Origin of the sequence: uncultured Phenylobacterium sp., from assembly GCF_902826855.1 — a bacterium.
Lineage (GTDB): Bacteria > Pseudomonadota > Alphaproteobacteria > Caulobacterales > Caulobacteraceae > Phenylobacterium.
This window is the reverse complement of the sequence record NZ_CADEGK010000115.1, coordinates 1-14867: the sequence shown is the minus strand read 5'-3', so window position 1 is coordinate 14867 and position 14867 is coordinate 1. Positions and strand designations below refer to the sequence as shown.

Below are 14867 nucleotides of genomic sequence, written 5' to 3'. Positions count from 1 at the left end.
ACAGGAACGTCGCCTCGTCCAGTTCAGGGGCCAGCAGCGCGGCAAACTCGGCCTGGAGGGCATAGCGACCGGCCGGCGAGGTGGTCGGTAATCCCGGACGCTCGATCACCGCGCCGTTCTGCAAGAGGCTGTTCTTGATCGTGTCGTCGCGGATGGATTCGCGGGTGTTCACCGCATACCAGCGGCCCGGCATTTCCCCTTTGCTGGCCTTCATGGATGCCGTGATCCACGCCAACCGATCGGCGTCCGCGCTGCGGGCGGCCTGGTCGTCGGTCATGCGCGTTACTTGATCCGGGCGGAGCCACTGATCGCCGCCCTCCACAGCGCCGGCGTAGAGCATCACGAAGATGGTCCGAGCCGAGATTTCCCACACCGAGTGCTCGCGGTTCTGCATTCCGGCCGGAAAAATGATCTGCAGGCGATTGTGGATCTCAGGCCATGTCAGGAGCGGCGGGAAGCTCATGGCGCGCCCTCGCCATAAAGATCGCGGACGGCCTTTTCGATCGTCGCCCGCTTGGCGTTCTTGGCTACCAGGCGCTCGATCGACTTCATGGCCTCGGCCGGCGGGAAGGGGATCGACTTCAGCTCGAACGCCGACACGGCCACGCTGCCGCTGATGCAGCGGAACACCTGATCCACCATGTCGCTGTTCAACACCGCAGCCACGGCCGCCGGCGACACCTTCGGCACGCCTTCGGGGATGATCATGTTGAGGTGGTTTTCCACGACGACGCCGCCATGGTCGCGGATGAAGCTTTCGGGGAGCTCGGCCGCGATCAGTCGGCGCGCCTGCTCCTTGGCTGTGGTCCGCTGCAGTAGGACGCAAGGCTCCTCGACCAGCAGCCAACCGTCGCCGCGCTCCAGCTTGAAATATGGAGAATGGTTGCGCTTCTGAGCGCGGAATACGAACCGGCCGTCAGCGGTCACCGCCTCCGCCCAAATCAGCGGGTGCGCGCCCTTGGCGGGGCGCTCACGAAGCTGATCCTTGAAGCGGTTCCACACCAAAGGGCCGGTCGAAACCCCGTATCCCCAATCAGCAAGCCTGCCGGTCATGCCCTCAATGCGCGCGATCAACGCACTGTGCGCTGGATCGCGAGGGGCCATCCACGGCGCTGCAGGATCTTCGGGGAGCTTGATGGTCCCGTTTCGCTGGACCTCGGCCTCTCGCTCGTTCGGGATACGCAGGTAATGGACCTGCACCCGGCCGGCTTTGCCGCCTGGCCGATACAGGGCCAGCAACGTCTCCTGCAGTACGTCTTCGAATACGCCCCGGCGGGCGTGCACGAAGTCGATCGCCACCGGCGGGGCTTCGCAGGCGAGAAGGCCGCGCAGGGCGGCGTAATACTGGCCACCTAGGACGCTGGTCGGCGTCAGGTAGGCGACGAATCCGCCCGGCTTGGCCCAACGCAGGGCGATGTCAGTGAACACGCCATAGAGGTTGGCGTGGCCGTACAGGCTGCGGGCGAAGCGTCGGCGCTGCTCGGCGGTGAGCGCCACGCGGCCATAAGGCGGATTTCCCACCACCAAGTCGAATGTCGGGCTCGGCGGCTCCTCTAAGGTGTCGCAGACCTTCACCAGGCGCGGAACGGGCCGCCCGCTCGAGATAGCCAGATCCGCCAAAGCTACCTCGAGCGCGGCCTGGGCGAAGCCGGCGGCATGGGCGTCCAGCTCCAAGCCCAAAAGCCGGCTGCCCATGTGGGATAGGATGAACGCCGGCTCGCTGCCTTCGAGCGCCGCCCTAATCCTGGCGGCGGCCTGAAGGAGAAAGGCTCCTCCCCCACACGCGGGATCTAGGACGCGGGCCGTGCTCCAGTCCAGGCCCTCCTCCTGCGCGAGATCTAGGAGACGGATCGACAGCGCCGGCGGCGTGTAGAAAGCGCCCAAATCGCTGCGGTGCCGGCCTGGCAGGAGCGCGGTGTAGAGGCCCGTCAGGTAGTGAGCGGCCTCGATGACCGGCAGGCTCGCCGCTTGGCGGCCAATCGCCTGGGCGAGCTGCTTGGCGGTGGAGTCCAGTTTGCCGAAGGGCTGGGCGAAAGGCTTGGAAAGCTGCAGGCCGGGCTCGATTTCGCCGGCGAAGGTTTCCATCGCCGCGCGGCCGAATAGCGCCGCCTGGTCGATCCGGCGGGCTTCGGTAATGGTGTCAGCCCAAGCGCGGGCGATCACGCGCGCGCGCGCCAGCTCGTAGCGGATCGCCTCAACCGCTGTCTGCAGAGCCTCTGGGGCTTTGGCAGGCGCTACACGGGCAAGAGCCCGCGTCATGCCGCCTGCGCTCGGTGCGCCTGCAGCACGCGTTTAATCGTGGCCTTTGACACGTTGAAAACGGACGCCGCATGCATCGTGGTGGCCCTCCCCTCCTCGATCATTCGGATAACCTCGACCTTTTGGGAAGGCTTCAATTTCGGCTTACGTCCAACAATGACGCCGGCGCGGCGCGCGGTTTCCAGGCCGTGCATGGTGCGGTCGCGGATCATTTCGCGCTCGAACTCGGCGAACGCCCCAACGATCTGCATCGTCAGGCGGCCCATCGCCGTGGTGGTGTCGATCGCGTTGGTGAGCGACAGGAAGCCTGCGCCGGCGGCGTTGATGGCCTCCAGGGTGAACAACAAATCGCGCAAGGATCTCGATAGGCGGTCCAGCTTCCAGACCACGAGCACGTCGCCGTCGCCCAGGCTGGCGATTGCCCTGGCAAGCTCGGGCCTGGTGGCGTCGCTCCCGCTGCGCTCCTCCTGGAAGATTTTTTCGCAGCCGGCGGCCTGCAGCGATTCAAGCTGCGCGGTTAGGTCTTGGTGGTCCCCTCGGGACACGCGGGCGTAGCCGATTCGCATCCTTCGATTCTGACCCGCAATTTTGAGCCCCGGAAGCCATTGATTTTGCTTGTCCACAAAGAGGGGTCCAAAACCGTTCGGTTTTGAGCCTTTGGGCGCCGACATGAAAAAGGCGGGACCCTGTTGAAGGTCCCGCCCTAGGGGGGATTGTCTAGTCCCGGTTCCCCGGTGTCGCTTTCCCATCATCAACAGAACGACGGCCTCGGGCTCGGGCACCGGGAAATGGGCCGGGCCGACCACGTAAGGGAACTCTACGCCAATCGGCCCTGGATGTCAAGAGGGTAAATGGCAGATGAATTTGTCCGGCATTTATGGCACGATCCGGCCGACGGCGCAAGATGGGTATGAATATGATGGGTATATATTAATGTGTATAACTCGATGTGTATATATAGGGTGACAGGCTGGCATATGGCAATGGCGGTTGTGGAGGCGCGCGGAAATGGCAGACATCGACGAGAAGTGGGGCGCCGCCGTTGCAGAGCGGGGGTTTGCCCAGATCCCCAACTACCTCTTGCTCATCAACCAATTTCTCGACGGCGATCACCGGCTTACCCCCGGAGAGCTTCTAGTTCTTTTACAGCTTACGGCGTCGTGGTGGAAGAAGGACGATCTGCCATTTCCCAGCGTAGAGACGTTGGCGACAAGGTGTGGGATATCGTCCAGGCAAGTGCAAAGAGCATTGGTGAAGCTTGAGGGCCTCAATCTAGTTAGGAGGGTGCAGCGACGGACGCGGGGGATCATCGCCTCTAATGCCTATGACCTCTCGCCCCTCGTCGAATTCTTGGGGGAGGTTGCTAAAGCATTCCCGAATGAGTTTCCTCGCCGCCTAGGTCCCGTCCAGGCGCAACGTCTTAGGGCGGGTCTTGTCCGCCCAGCCGCACTTTCGCAGCCGGCCCAGGAGGTCTTGCCCAAAAGCGCACGGAGGCTCCGTCTCGCGAAGTCGCCAAAGGCGCCCACTGCTTAAGGTTTCAGTCGCCCTGGCTTGTGGATTGCGCGAGCCCTTCCCTTTCACATAACCAGTGTATACAAGTATAGCCCTATACCTGTAGGAGGGTAGCATGAAGGTTCTCGCCATCCTGTCGCAGAAGGGTGGAGTCGGTAAGACGACCCTGGCGACGTGCCTGGCCGTGGCGGCCGAGCAGGCCGGCAAGGAGGTTGCGATCATCGACCTCGACCCGCAGGCGACCGCCTCCTTCTGGAAAGACGTGCGCCAGCTCGACACGCCCGCCGTCGCCTCGATCCAACCCGTTCGGTTGTCGGCGATGCTGAAGGCCTGCGCCGACGCCGGCACCGACCTGGTCGTGATCGACGGCGCGGCTGTGGCGCGCGACGTGACCTTTGAAGCGGCACGCCATGCCGACTTCATCCTGATCCCCACCAAGACGGCGGTGTTCGATACCATGAGCATGACGCACACGCTGGAGGTCGTGCGGCAGCTCAACCGCGCCTTTGCCGTCGTGTTGACCTTTGTGCCGCCCCAGGGGCAGGAGACAGGCGACGCGATGAAGGCGGTGGAGGAACTGGGCGCCGCCGTCTGTCCGGTGACGATCGGCAACCGCAAAGCCTTTTTCCGCGCCCAGGCCGTTGGCCAGGCGGTTCAGGAGTTCGAGCCGCATGGGCCGGCGGCGGCCGAAATCAAGCAGTTATACGAGTATACAACTATACGGCTATACGATCATGTGGAGGTCGCGTGATGGCCAAGGGCAATGCGCTTCAGGCCGTTCTTGACCGCGCCAAGGCTGGCGGCGACCCCGCGCCCTCGCCGGCTACGCCGGCCGAGACGCCCGCCGCTAAGGCGTCGGGAGCCCGGCAAGGGACCAAGCTGATCGGCGGCCACTTCCCCCCTGAGATCAGCACCCAACTCCGCATCCTAGCGGCCGAAGGCGGGACGACCGTGCAAAGCCTGTTGGCCGAGGCGCTGGACGACCTGTTTGTTAAAAAGGGCCGCAACCGCGTCGGTCGCGGCAGCGTATAATCGTATACAACTATACGCCTATACCCAGCATAAATGCCCCGGCACCTGAAAGGTGAGTTTTGGGGTAGGGGCTCACCGTTCGTCGGCCGGCCCGCTGAACTCCACCAGAACCGGCATTTCAAGCGGTTCGCCCCGCAGCTTGGCCCGCCGGACGACACTGTGCTGATCGATCAGGAGTTGCGCATCGCGTTTGCCGGTGGAGGTCTTGGGGAACCAATGCAGCGCCACCCGTTCGACCTTGCGGCCCTTCTTGATGGGCGTGAAGTCTACGAAGAACGGACAGAGCTTGTTGATTTCGTCCTTGGCGGCTTTTAGGCAATATTTGTTGAAGTCGGCGAACCGCTCCAGCTTCCCTTCGGGCACGTTCAGGAGAGCGCGAAGCTCCTCAACCGTGAAGTCTTCCGTCTGTTTGTATTCCAGGCCTATGCGACGCTCGATCATCTCGTAGAGGCAGAGGGCGTATTTCGACTCGAAGCAATACATCACCTGCGTCTTGAGGCGGGCATAGACCTCGCTGTTTCGGAGGATCTCGATCAGCTCCTCGGGAATGCGGTAGTGAAGGAAGCCGTCTTTCTCCAGACTCTCGTCGCTGGGGCCGAGGAGTTGGACGCGGCGCTTGTAGCTCTTACCGGCCTTGCGGATGGTGACGATCGCGATCGTGCCCATGAGCCGCAGCAGCGAGCTTTCCACCCGCTCGTTCCCCTGATGCGTGCCCTTCAGGGCCGTTTTCGAGATGGCGTGGATGATGGGCTCACCGATCCGGTCCCAGGCATTGGCGATCAGCAGGTTGTAAATACGGCGGTCTGCGAGGGTGAGGGGGCTCAGCTCGACGATATCCACCAGCTCGCCAGGCTTGACGATCTCGCCGTAGTTGGCCGGATCGAACGGGTTGCCGCGCCCCTTCTGATCCAGGGTTCGAATAGCGAGATCGACTACAGCGCCTTTCGACATCGACACATCCAACGGTGAGCAAGAGCAGATTCTTAGCTCACCTTACGGGCGAATTGTGAGTTGGGCAAATCCGCTAGCTCCCCGATGGCACGGTGAGGGGGATACCCCAAAACTCACCGTCGAAGAGGCTCCCACCCCAACGCTCACGCGACTCGGCCCCAACGCTCACTTTTACCGACCCCAACGCTCACCTTAGGCTACCCCAACGCTCACGCGACTCGGCCCCAACACTCACTTTTCAGCCTGATTCTTCGTTACCGTTCAGCGGGTTACGGCCTCTGAATCTTGAATCTAAGAAGAATCTTAGAATCTGAACCAGAACGGTGAGTTTTGGGGTAGGCCGGCCTGTGGATAACTGACGGCCAGACCTCAAAGCCCAGGAAGAATAAGAAAGCACCGCCTCTTGGGGGCTACGCCCCCGCCGGCTCGCGGCCTTCGGCCGCCCCGGCCCGCTTCGCGGGCCTCCCACCCGGCATCCCCCAAAATGAGTCGGCCTAGTCGGTCGACAAATTATTCCAAGAGGAAGACGCGAGAAAACCTTCGAAAATGGAACCCGGTCCAGCCGTCGCATGGCTTTCCGAAAAAGCGGGTGCTGGCGCCGAGAGAAACCTCGACCGACATCGCCGACAGATCGGCCGCTAAGGCCCGATTCCGGCCCCTAGGGGCGGCAAGTCGGGCAGGAAGGGGGACGTGGGGTCCCCAGAACGATCCGCGGCCCAGCGGCGACCTGATCGGTGAGGCAATACCCCAAAACTCACCGATCAGATTGGCGCGTTGCCAACGTGTATACGCCTATACAACTATCAAGCCGTTTTAAACGCTCGCTGCGGTGAACAGGCCCCGGAACTCCGGCCCGTCGTAATACCGGACCTTGGCGGCGATGGCGGGCGCGGCGCCCTGCCGCAAAAGGATCTCCAGGCTGGAATCCAGCCGCATGATCTCGTCAGGCGTCATCAGCTCGCGCCGCGACAGGTGCGTGGAGGTGGAGCTGCTCTTGGTCTCGAAGAACTGCATGGCGCCGCGCGAGGTCGAGGTTCCCGTGGTCTGGTAGCTCATCGTCGTGGCGCCGATCGACTTGGACACCCAGCTCGCTGTCTCCACGTCCGCGACGTTGAAGATCTGCACCAAGCCGGCGTTGGAGACGAAGGTTCCGGCCTTTTTGCCGTAGGCACCCCAGAGCTGGTGCATGTCCTGGAGGATCGGCCAGAGCTGGAGGCCGTAGCCGGCCATAAGGCCGAAGGCCCGTTCGACGGGTTCGAGGCGGCCGAGGGTCGCGAACTCATCGAGCAGGAAGAGGACCGGCGCGGCCGGCCGGGCAGGGGAGCCTGACGCAGGCGCGCGGGCCAGGTCGTGGATCGCCTGCGCCACCATCAGCCGCAGCCAGCGGGAATAAGCGTCGAGGCGCTCCGGCGGCAGGACCAGGAACACCGTGGCCTTGGCCTCCTTCAGGTCCGCGAAGCGAAAATCCGACCTGGCCATGGTCGCGTTAACGCGGACGCTATCGAGGAAATGGGTGTGACGCTGCGCGGAGGACAGCACGCCGGCCGCCTCGCGCTCGCTCTTGCCGAGGTGGCGATTGGCGGCGCGGCGGATTAGGCCACCAGCGCTGGTGGCCTTCTGCATAATCTCCATCATCACCCGGAATTCCTGCGGGCTGGCGGTGAGCAGTTCGCGCACGGTGGAGAGGGTGCGGACCTCTGGGGATTCGTTGCACACCACGTAAAGGATCACGCCACCGATCAGGGCCTTGGCTTCCTCGTTCCAGTGCGCCTCGCCGCCCTGGCCGGGCGCATCGTGAACCAAGGCGTCGGCCAGCAGAGCGGCATCCTCGGCGAGGTCCGGACTATCGGCATCCAGGCCATCCAGCGGATTGAAAGCTGCCTTGGCTTGGCCGGAGACCTCGAACGGATCGAGCACATAGACCGGCCCGAAGCGCGCGCGGGCGCGGGCGGTGATGCGGGCGTTTTCGCCCTTGGGGTCGATGCAGAGGACCGAGCGATCGGCGGTCAGCAAGTTGGGGATGATGGCGCCCACGCCCTTGCCGGAGCGGGTGGGCGCAATGGTCAGCAGATGGGCTTGGCCAGCGTAGCGGAGGAGCTGGCCACCCTTGCGGTTTTCGCGGCCGACGATCAGGCCGCCGCCGCCGAGCGAGCTTTTGACCTCGGCTGGGCTGGCGAAATACGCCGAGCCGTGGACGCCGCCTCGCGCGGCCGGGAGGGCGAATTTTCTATTGAACCACCCGAGGCCACTGATCGCGCCGACGACACCGGCCGCGATCGGGATAATCGACTGGAAGGTGTGATCGACGTGGGACACCGCGACGATCGGGATGAGTAGCAGGCGGCCGACCATGAAGCCGATCAGGTAGCCCGCGCCGACGTAGATGATCAGGGCAAGAAGCCGGAGCAGGACCCTCATTCGGCGGCCGTCGCTTCGGCTTCAAACGCGCGCCGGCCGCGCCGCCGGAACACCTCACACAGGGCCGCGCCATCGCTGCCCTGGAGCCGATCGGCCAGCTCCAGAAGCCCGCCGAGAATGGTGGCGCGATCATCGTCGGTGAGGTCCACCAAGCCGGCCTTTTGGAGGAGGCCGCCCAGTTCGATGAGGTGGCGGGTGCGTTCGCGGCGTTGCATGACCCAGGCTCTCGTATCGGTGCGGGCGCGGGCGGATTCAGCGCGCCGGATCGCCGTCGCCGCGCGATCCAGCGCCGCCACCGTCGCCTGACTTCGGCGCTGCAACGCCCGAGCGCCCCTTGCGTCCCCGGCGTTGAAAGAAGGCCGCGCCCTCGGAGCGCCACGCCTCCTTTTGATCGGCTGACTTCGCGCCGTTCACAACCGCCAACAACGCCCCAGCCAGCGTTTCCAGATCGAGCGTATCGGCCCCGGTGACGGTGACCAACTCCCCGAGCTGCAACACCCGTTTGGCTTTGAGCCCCCTGGCTTTGTCCGAAAGCGCTCTCAATTCGGCGTCGATGTCGCGAGGTTTGCGCATGGGTTCGATCCTTCATCCTGAATGAATCACGACCCACCCCGGGAGTCCATCACGAAAGTCCGTCAGGATTTGAGTGCGCGCTTATACGTCGTGCCGACGTTCGCTTGTAGAAAGCGTTGCACTGAGTCATGTTTCCGGCGTGGCCATCTACCATTTCAGCGCCAAGGTGATCAGCCGCGCCAACGGGTCCAGCGCCGTGGCGTCGGCCGCCTATCGCTCTGCCTCGCGCTTGGAGGATGACCGCCTCGGCCGGTCGCACGACTTCACCAACAAGACCGGCGTCGACCACTCAGAGATCATGGCGCCGGAGGGCTCGCCCGAACGCTGGCAGGACCGCGAGACGCTGTGGAACGAGGTGGAGGCCGGCGAGGTCCGCAAGGACGCCCAGCTCGCCCGCGAGATCGAGTTCTCGATACCACGAGAGATGAACCAGACGCAGGGCGTCGAGCTGGCGCGGGATTTTGTGCAGACCGAGTTCGTGGATCGGGGAATGGTCGCGGACCTCAATGTGCATTGGGACATCGGGCCGGACGGCCTGGCCAAGCCCCACGCTCACGTCATGCTGTCGATGCGCGAAGCCGGGCCAGAAGGGTTCGGAAAGAAGGTCCGCGAGTGGAATTCGACGGAGCTTCTGACGGACTGGCGGGAGGCATGGGCCGAGCATGTGAACACGCGCCTGGCCGAACTAGACATCGATGCGCGGATCGATCACCGGACCCTGGAGGCGCAGGGCATCGACCTTGAGCCGCAGCACAAAATCGGCCCGGCCGGGATGCGCCGCGAGGACCGGGGCGAGGACGCCGAGCGCGTCCTGGATCACCGGGAAATCGCCCGACGAAACGGCGAAAAGATCATCGCGGAGCCGGGCGTGGCGCTGGACGCCATCACCCGTCAGCAAAGCACATTCACGGATCACGACCTTGCCCGGTTCGTTCACCGGCACACCGACGACGCCGACCAATTCCGCGAGGCCATGAGCGCGGTGCAAACGTCGCCCGAGCTGATCGCGCTGGGTAAGGATGGGGCAGGCCGGGAGCGGTTCAGCACCCGCGAAATGCTCAGCGTCGAACAGCGGTTAGAGCGGTCCGCCGAGCAGATCGCGGGGAGGGGACAACACCGCGTCTCGCCGGGCTCGCGTGACATCGCTTTGGCCGCTGGCGAGGAACGCGGCCTGGCCTTGGCGGGATCGCAGCGCGACGCCCTGGACCACATCACTGCCGCCAAGGATCTCGCCCTCGTCGTCGGCTACGCCGGCACCGGCAAAAGCGCCATGCTGGGCGTCGCCCGCGAGGCGTGGGAGGCGTCTGGCTACCAGGTCCGCGGCGCCGCCTTGTCGGGGATCGCCGCGGAAAGCCTGGAGGGCGGTTCGGGCATCAGCTCGCGGACGATCGCGAGTCTCGAGCACGGCTGGGCGCAGGGCAGGGACGTGCTCACCGCGCGCGACGTGCTGGTGATCGACGAGGCTGGCATGATCGGGTCTCGCCAGATGGAGCGGGTGCTATCGGCGGCCGACGCCGCCGGCGCCAAGGTGGTCCTGGTCGGGGACGCCGAACAGCTCCAGGCGATCGAGGCTGGCGCGGCGTTCCGGGCGCTCACCGAGCGGCATGGCGCGGCCGAGATCACCGAGATCCGGCGCCAGCGCGCAGATTGGCAGCGCGAGGCGACGCGGGAGTTGGCCACAGGCCGCACCGGCGCCGCTCTGGACCGTTATGAGGCCGCCGGCATGGTGCGAGGCCACGACACACGGGAGGCCGCCCGCAGCGCCCTCGTGGACGGCTGGGATGCGGTGCGCCAGGCCAAGCCCGAGGCCAGCCAGCTCATGCTCGCCCATACGCGCGCCGACGTTGCCGAGCTTAACCAGCTCGCGCGCGGCCGGATGCGCGACGCCGGCGGGTTGGGCGCCGACCAAGTGGTGCAGACCGAGCGCGGCGCGCGGTCCTTCGCACCCGGCGATCGAGTGATGTTCCTGCGCAACGAGCGGTCGATGGGCGTGAAGAACGGCTCGCTAGGGACCGTGGAGCGGATCGAGGGTTCCTGCCTCGCCGTGCGCCTCGATGGCGTCGATCGGCGCGAGGTCCGGTTCGACGTGAAGGACTACGCTCAGATCGATCACGGCTATGCCTCGACCATCCATAAGAGCCAGGGCGTCACCGTGGACCACGGCCATTTGCTGGCCAGCGACGGCCTGGACCGTCACGCCGCCTATGTCGGGATGAGCCGTCACCGTGAGACGTTGGCGGTTCACTACAGCGCCGACGACTTCAAGGACCGCGCCCAGCTCACCCGCGCCCTTGGCCGCGAGCGGGCGAAGGATACGACCCTGGACTACAGCGACGCCTTCGCTGAGCGGCGCGGCCTTAAGCAATCGGATATCAGCGTCCCGCGAGGGGTGACGCGACCGATTGAGCGCGCCCCGTCGCGGTTCTCGGGCTTCAAGCCACGGGCGGCGCCTACCACTGGCCGAGCGCCCTCCCCGGGCCCTGCAGCATCCTTTCAGCGTCAGGGGATTGCCGAAGGCGTGCGCGGCTATGCCCGGGCCTTCGCCGACGTGGAGCGAATGCGAGACGGCGGGCTTCCGATCCTGCCTCACCAGGATCTTGCACTGAAACGCGCGGAGAAGACCTTGGCCGCCGCCAGTCCGGAGGCCGCGCAGGATCTCCGGTCGGCCCTGTCGCGCCAGCGCGGCCTTGCCGGCCGGGTCGATCAGCCCGGCGGCCTGGACGCCATCGGCAAGGCCCTGATCCGGGAGAACCAGGTGCGGCTAGATCCACAGCTACGCGCGGAGCGGTTCGTGGAACGCTGGACCGGGCTTAAGACCCGTCACGCCGAGCTGGGCGGCTGGCAGCATGCCGACGCCCGCCGCAAGGTTGAGGACCGCATGAAGACCATGGCCAAGGGCCTTAGCCGCGATCCCCAGGTGGAATCCCTTCTATCGGGCCGCCGGAAGGAGCTTGGCCTGTCGGCCCCCTCCCCCGGCCGAAACCTCGCTCATGATTTGGCTCGGTCGCTTGGTATCAGGCGAGGGCTTGGCCGGTAGGAGGACCCATGGCGCAGGATGAGCCGGAAGACGCGGCGGCCGAGGCCTTCGAGGCGCTCAGGGCCGAGGTGACGCAGCTACGTGCCGGCGTGGAAGGCCTGTCGGCCGCGATTCACGGTCAGGCGTCTGTCGACTATGCGCCAACGCTGGGCGCTATCGCCAAGAGCCTAACCGCGATCGAGACGCACCCTGCCCTGCAAATCGCGCCTGAGACGTTCGCGTATCGCCTTCGGGAGGCGACGGAGCTTTCGACTCAGCAAGGGCGCCGCGAGCTGGGAAACGCCGTGCAGCGGGTGGTGACGGCCGGGGCTGACCTGGAGCGCCTGGCCACGGGCTGGCGCACGGGACGCGAACAGGTTCGGCAGATCGCGATCATGACCGCCGTGGGCGCCGTCGCCGGCATCATCGTGTGGGTTTGCTTCTCGGGGCCGATCGCCCGCGCCCTCCCCGCTGGCTGGTACGTGCCCGAGCGAATGGCGGCGGCGACCTTGAGGTTGGATCGCTGGCCAGCCGGGGTTCGGCTCATGCAGAGCGCCGATCCGTATGAGTCTGCCCGGGTAGCGCAGGCGTTGAATTTAGAGCGCGATAACCGGGCCGTACTGGACGAATGTCGAGAGGCGGCCAGAAAGGCGAACCGCGCGCAGCGGTGCACACTCAGCCTTGAATCAACCCCTGAACAGCCTAATTGAAACCCCAGACTCCTCAGAGCACGATATTTAGGTGCTAAAAATACTCCAAAGCCGTTGCGGAGTAAAATGACGGTGCTAAATGTTCATTTGTCATCAATCGAGCACCGGAGCATTTTAAATGAAAGTCATCATTGTTGAGGGAACGCCACAGGAAATTTCCGAGGCATTTCCTGACCTTAATATGAGGTCCGCTATCGTTTCCACCCCGACCGCGCCCAGCTCGGTGCCGACCGTAAGCAGTTCAAAAGACGACGACGGGGTATCATACGTAACCGCAGAGGTGGCGCGAAAAGTTCTTAGCCGCCGGAAACTGTCCAAGGAACAACTAGAAGTGCTTCGTGCAATCTACAAGGCACATCCAGGCACTGTACTGGGGAGCGAGCTTCAAGCTTTGATCGGCTATAGCCGCCCACAATTTTCCGGCCTCATGGGTGCGATGGGCCGCCGATACACGCACACCGAAGGCTTCGTGGAGGGAGCCTGGTTCTTTGAGCAGGAGTGGGACGACGCGGGCGCCACCTACCGATACGGCCTCCCGGAAACGGTGCGCGAGGCTATGCGCCTTGAAAAGCTCGTCTAGCAGTACTCCGCGCATCAAACTGGGCGGGGTTTCGCCGGCTCCTCCCCAAGGAACATTCTCTCGTGAGCACCAAGATTCATCTGATTTGCCGAGACCAACTGGGCCTTCGCTGCATCGACGCGAAGGCCAACGTCTACGCCAGCAGCGCTTGGCTGCTTTCGCCAGAGGAGGCGGGCGCACTGGTCAACGGTACTGTTTATTTCCACCAGACCAAGAACAAGCCGTCCTATTTTGGGGGGGTGATCCAGTCGTTAGAAGCTATCGAAGCCTTGCCTGGGGACGACGAAATTCGTGGTCGGCAACGGTATGTCCTGAACTTGAGGTCCACGGCAGAGGCCAGGGGCGCGGGCTGGGACAAGCGCGGAAAGTCCCACGGCATGGCTTGGTCGAGTGGCGTCATCACCGAGTAGACAGCCGACGGGATAGGCGGAATGATGTTCACGGAACGTCTCGCACACATGGGCGTGCAAAACAGCGACACGGATCGCGGACCTGATCGGGCCGCAAACCCCTACCCCCACAAGGGAAAGGCCATCCGGCGCGCGCCGGCCTTACGGCCGGCCCCACATTAGTAGTATACAGGCGCAGTACAGACACACGATCTGGGGCCGTGAGGGTGACAAGGCAGAGCCGACACATCGACCGCAGGCAGGTCCAAAACCTACGACGAGGCCTCCGGTTTGCTGGGGAGGTCGGCCGCGCGCCTAACCTGTTCGTGACGCTGCAATTCGGCATGACCGCCTGCGAGCCTGAGAACGTCTCCTCGGCCTTTGAAAAATTGCGCGATCATCACTTCACCCGCTGGCTGCGCCACCTCGCTACCCGGCCCGGCGCGCCCGATTACGGGTCTCCGACCTATGCGTGGGTCGTTGAGCAGGCGGCGAACCTGACGCATGTCCACTGGCTGGTCTATGTCCCGCCGGCCCTCCAGGCCGCGTTCCGGGCCAAGCTTCGCCCATGGCTGGTCAAGGTCGGCGGGATGATCCTGGACGAGGACGCGATCGACGTGCGCCCGGCGGACACACCCTCTAAGGCTGGGCTCTACCTGGTGAAGGGCATCCACCCGAACCACGCCAAGAAACACGGCGTCCGCTACACCTCGTTCCAGGGCGTCATCCACGGAAAGCGCTGCGGGGTGAGTAAGTCGATCGGGCCGACCGCGATACGCCGGCACCGGGAGCGTCTAGCCGCCCTGCAAGCGGATCGGCTTGTCGCTGAACAGGGCGAGGCGCTCGGGCTCTGACGCAAACCATGCGTAGCTGCCCCATGCCAGCCCGTTGACCGTCCTGCGGAACGGTGCGGCGCTACGGTCAAGGAATGCCGTCACGAACGCCACATGGTCTGGCGGGAAGCCTGCGCCTTTGGCGAGCTGGAGAAGCGCTGTCTTCCGCATCTCATTGATCGGCCCATCGGTGGCCACGACCTCGACAAAGACCAGGAGCGGATGCTTCGGGCCAAGGTCCACAAGCACGATGTCGGGCAGGTTCTTATCTGAGGCGATATTCAGCCCGATCGCCTTAGCCAAAGCGTCATCGCGGGCAACGACCTTGTTGCCGCTCTCGCTGAGGAAAATCACGCCGGGATCTTCCAGGAAGCGAGGCGCGAAGTCCTCGATCACCGACTTGGAAATGTCAGCGCTCGGGCCGGGCGTGAGCCGCCGCGTCTCGCTGTTTGGGAAAGTCACCAGCACGTAATCCCCGGCCGCGACCGCGCCTTTGCGCACGATGGCGATCCGCGCCAGGGCACCGGCGTTGAGATGCTTCTGGCGCCAGGCTTCGGCCTTGGACAGGAACGTCGCCTCGTCCAGTTCAGGGGC

General features: G+C 64.6%; 15 protein-coding genes and 1 pseudogene. 8 read left to right on the top strand and 8 right to left on the bottom strand.

Going from position 1 to position 14867, the window contains the following annotated elements; all coding sequences use genetic code 11:
* The 3 genes and pseudogenes from QZV94_RS15655 to QZV94_RS15645 form a co-directional block, all read right to left on the bottom strand.
* Positions 1-463: pseudogene (locus QZV94_RS15655) on the bottom strand (restriction endonuclease); the annotation flags it as partial.
* On the bottom strand, positions 460-2259 hold the full coding sequence (locus QZV94_RS15650) for an N-6 DNA methylase (RefSeq protein WP_293678836.1): 1800 nt from the start codon (positions 2257-2259) through the stop codon (positions 460-462). The gene QZV94_RS15650 and the pseudogene QZV94_RS15655, both read right to left, overlap by 4 nt.
* On the bottom strand, positions 2256-2882 hold the full coding sequence (locus tag QZV94_RS15645; RefSeq protein WP_293678835.1) for a recombinase family protein: 627 nt from the start codon (positions 2880-2882) through the stop codon (positions 2256-2258). Before QZV94_RS15645 ends, QZV94_RS15650 begins: the two co-directional genes overlap by 4 nt.
* A 385-nt stretch (positions 2883-3267) precedes the next feature.
* Between QZV94_RS15645 and QZV94_RS25210 the strand changes: the two genes are divergently transcribed.
* From QZV94_RS25210 to QZV94_RS15635, 3 genes are all read left to right on the top strand, one after another.
* A complete protein-coding gene (locus QZV94_RS25210) occupies positions 3268-3792 on the top strand; it encodes a helix-turn-helix domain-containing protein (RefSeq protein ID WP_367254572.1) in 525 nt (174 codons plus the stop codon).
* A 94-nt stretch (positions 3793-3886) separates the two neighbouring features.
* Positions 3887-4522, top strand: coding sequence for a ParA family protein (locus tag QZV94_RS15640; RefSeq protein WP_293678834.1), 636 nt, complete (start codon positions 3887-3889; stop codon positions 4520-4522).
* A complete protein-coding gene (locus QZV94_RS15635) occupies positions 4522-4803 on the top strand; it encodes a ribbon-helix-helix domain-containing protein (protein ID WP_293678833.1) in 282 nt (93 codons plus the stop codon). The genes QZV94_RS15640 and QZV94_RS15635 overlap by 1 nt, the downstream gene beginning before the upstream one ends.
* A 72-nt stretch (positions 4804-4875) precedes the next feature.
* On the opposite strand, the gene QZV94_RS15630 is transcribed toward QZV94_RS15635, so the two are convergent.
* The 4 genes from QZV94_RS15630 to QZV94_RS15615 all read right to left on the bottom strand — a co-directional run bounded on the left by QZV94_RS15630 (position 4876) and on the right by QZV94_RS15615 (position 8745).
* A complete protein-coding gene (locus QZV94_RS15630; protein ID WP_293678838.1) occupies positions 4876-5760 on the bottom strand; it encodes a replication initiation protein in 885 nt (294 codons plus the stop codon).
* A gap of 807 nt (positions 5761-6567) precedes the next feature.
* Positions 6568-8172 carry a type IV secretory system conjugative DNA transfer family protein gene (locus QZV94_RS15625; protein ID WP_293678832.1) on the bottom strand — a complete coding sequence of 535 codons (1605 nt, stop codon included), beginning with the start codon at positions 8170-8172 and terminating at the stop codon, positions 6568-6570.
* The gene (locus QZV94_RS15620) at positions 8169-8387 is read right to left on the bottom strand and encodes a conjugal transfer protein TraD (protein WP_293678831.1); all 219 of its coding nucleotides are present in this window, start codon (positions 8385-8387) and stop codon (positions 8169-8171) included. The genes QZV94_RS15625 and QZV94_RS15620 overlap by 4 nt, the downstream gene beginning before the upstream one ends.
* A 37-nt stretch (positions 8388-8424) precedes the next feature.
* The gene (locus QZV94_RS15615; protein WP_293678830.1) at positions 8425-8745 is read right to left on the bottom strand and encodes a conjugal transfer protein TraD; all 321 of its coding nucleotides are present in this window, start codon (positions 8743-8745) and stop codon (positions 8425-8427) included.
* A 139-nt stretch (positions 8746-8884) separates the two neighbouring features.
* Here QZV94_RS15615 and traA point away from each other — a divergent pair, with 139 nt between their 5' ends.
* From traA to QZV94_RS15590, 5 genes are all read left to right on the top strand, one after another.
* The gene (gene traA, locus QZV94_RS15610) at positions 8885-11782 is read left to right on the top strand and encodes a Ti-type conjugative transfer relaxase TraA (RefSeq protein ID WP_293678829.1); all 2898 of its coding nucleotides are present in this window, start codon (positions 8885-8887) and stop codon (positions 11780-11782) included.
* A gap of 8 nt (positions 11783-11790) precedes the next feature.
* Positions 11791-12471 carry a DUF6118 family protein gene (locus tag QZV94_RS15605; protein ID WP_293678828.1) on the top strand — a complete coding sequence of 227 codons (681 nt, stop codon included), beginning with the start codon at positions 11791-11793 and terminating at the stop codon, positions 12469-12471.
* A gap of 118 nt (positions 12472-12589) precedes the next feature.
* The gene (locus QZV94_RS15600; RefSeq protein WP_293678827.1) at positions 12590-13051 is read left to right on the top strand and encodes a hypothetical protein; all 462 of its coding nucleotides are present in this window, start codon (positions 12590-12592) and stop codon (positions 13049-13051) included.
* A 62-nt stretch (positions 13052-13113) separates the two neighbouring features.
* Complete coding sequence (locus QZV94_RS15595; protein ID WP_293678826.1) at positions 13114-13461, top strand: hypothetical protein; 348 nt, start codon at positions 13114-13116, stop codon at positions 13459-13461.
* Positions 13462-13766: 305 nt separating this feature from the next.
* Complete coding sequence (locus tag QZV94_RS15590) at positions 13767-14294, top strand: hypothetical protein (RefSeq protein WP_293678825.1); 528 nt, start codon at positions 13767-13769, stop codon at positions 14292-14294.
* On the opposite strand, the gene QZV94_RS15585 is transcribed toward QZV94_RS15590, so the two are convergent.
* Positions 14235-14867, bottom strand: a 633-nt coding sequence (locus tag QZV94_RS15585; protein ID WP_293678824.1) for a BsuBI/PstI family type II restriction endonuclease, incomplete at its 5' end; no start/stop codon positions are given. The genes QZV94_RS15590 and QZV94_RS15585 overlap by 60 nt on opposite strands.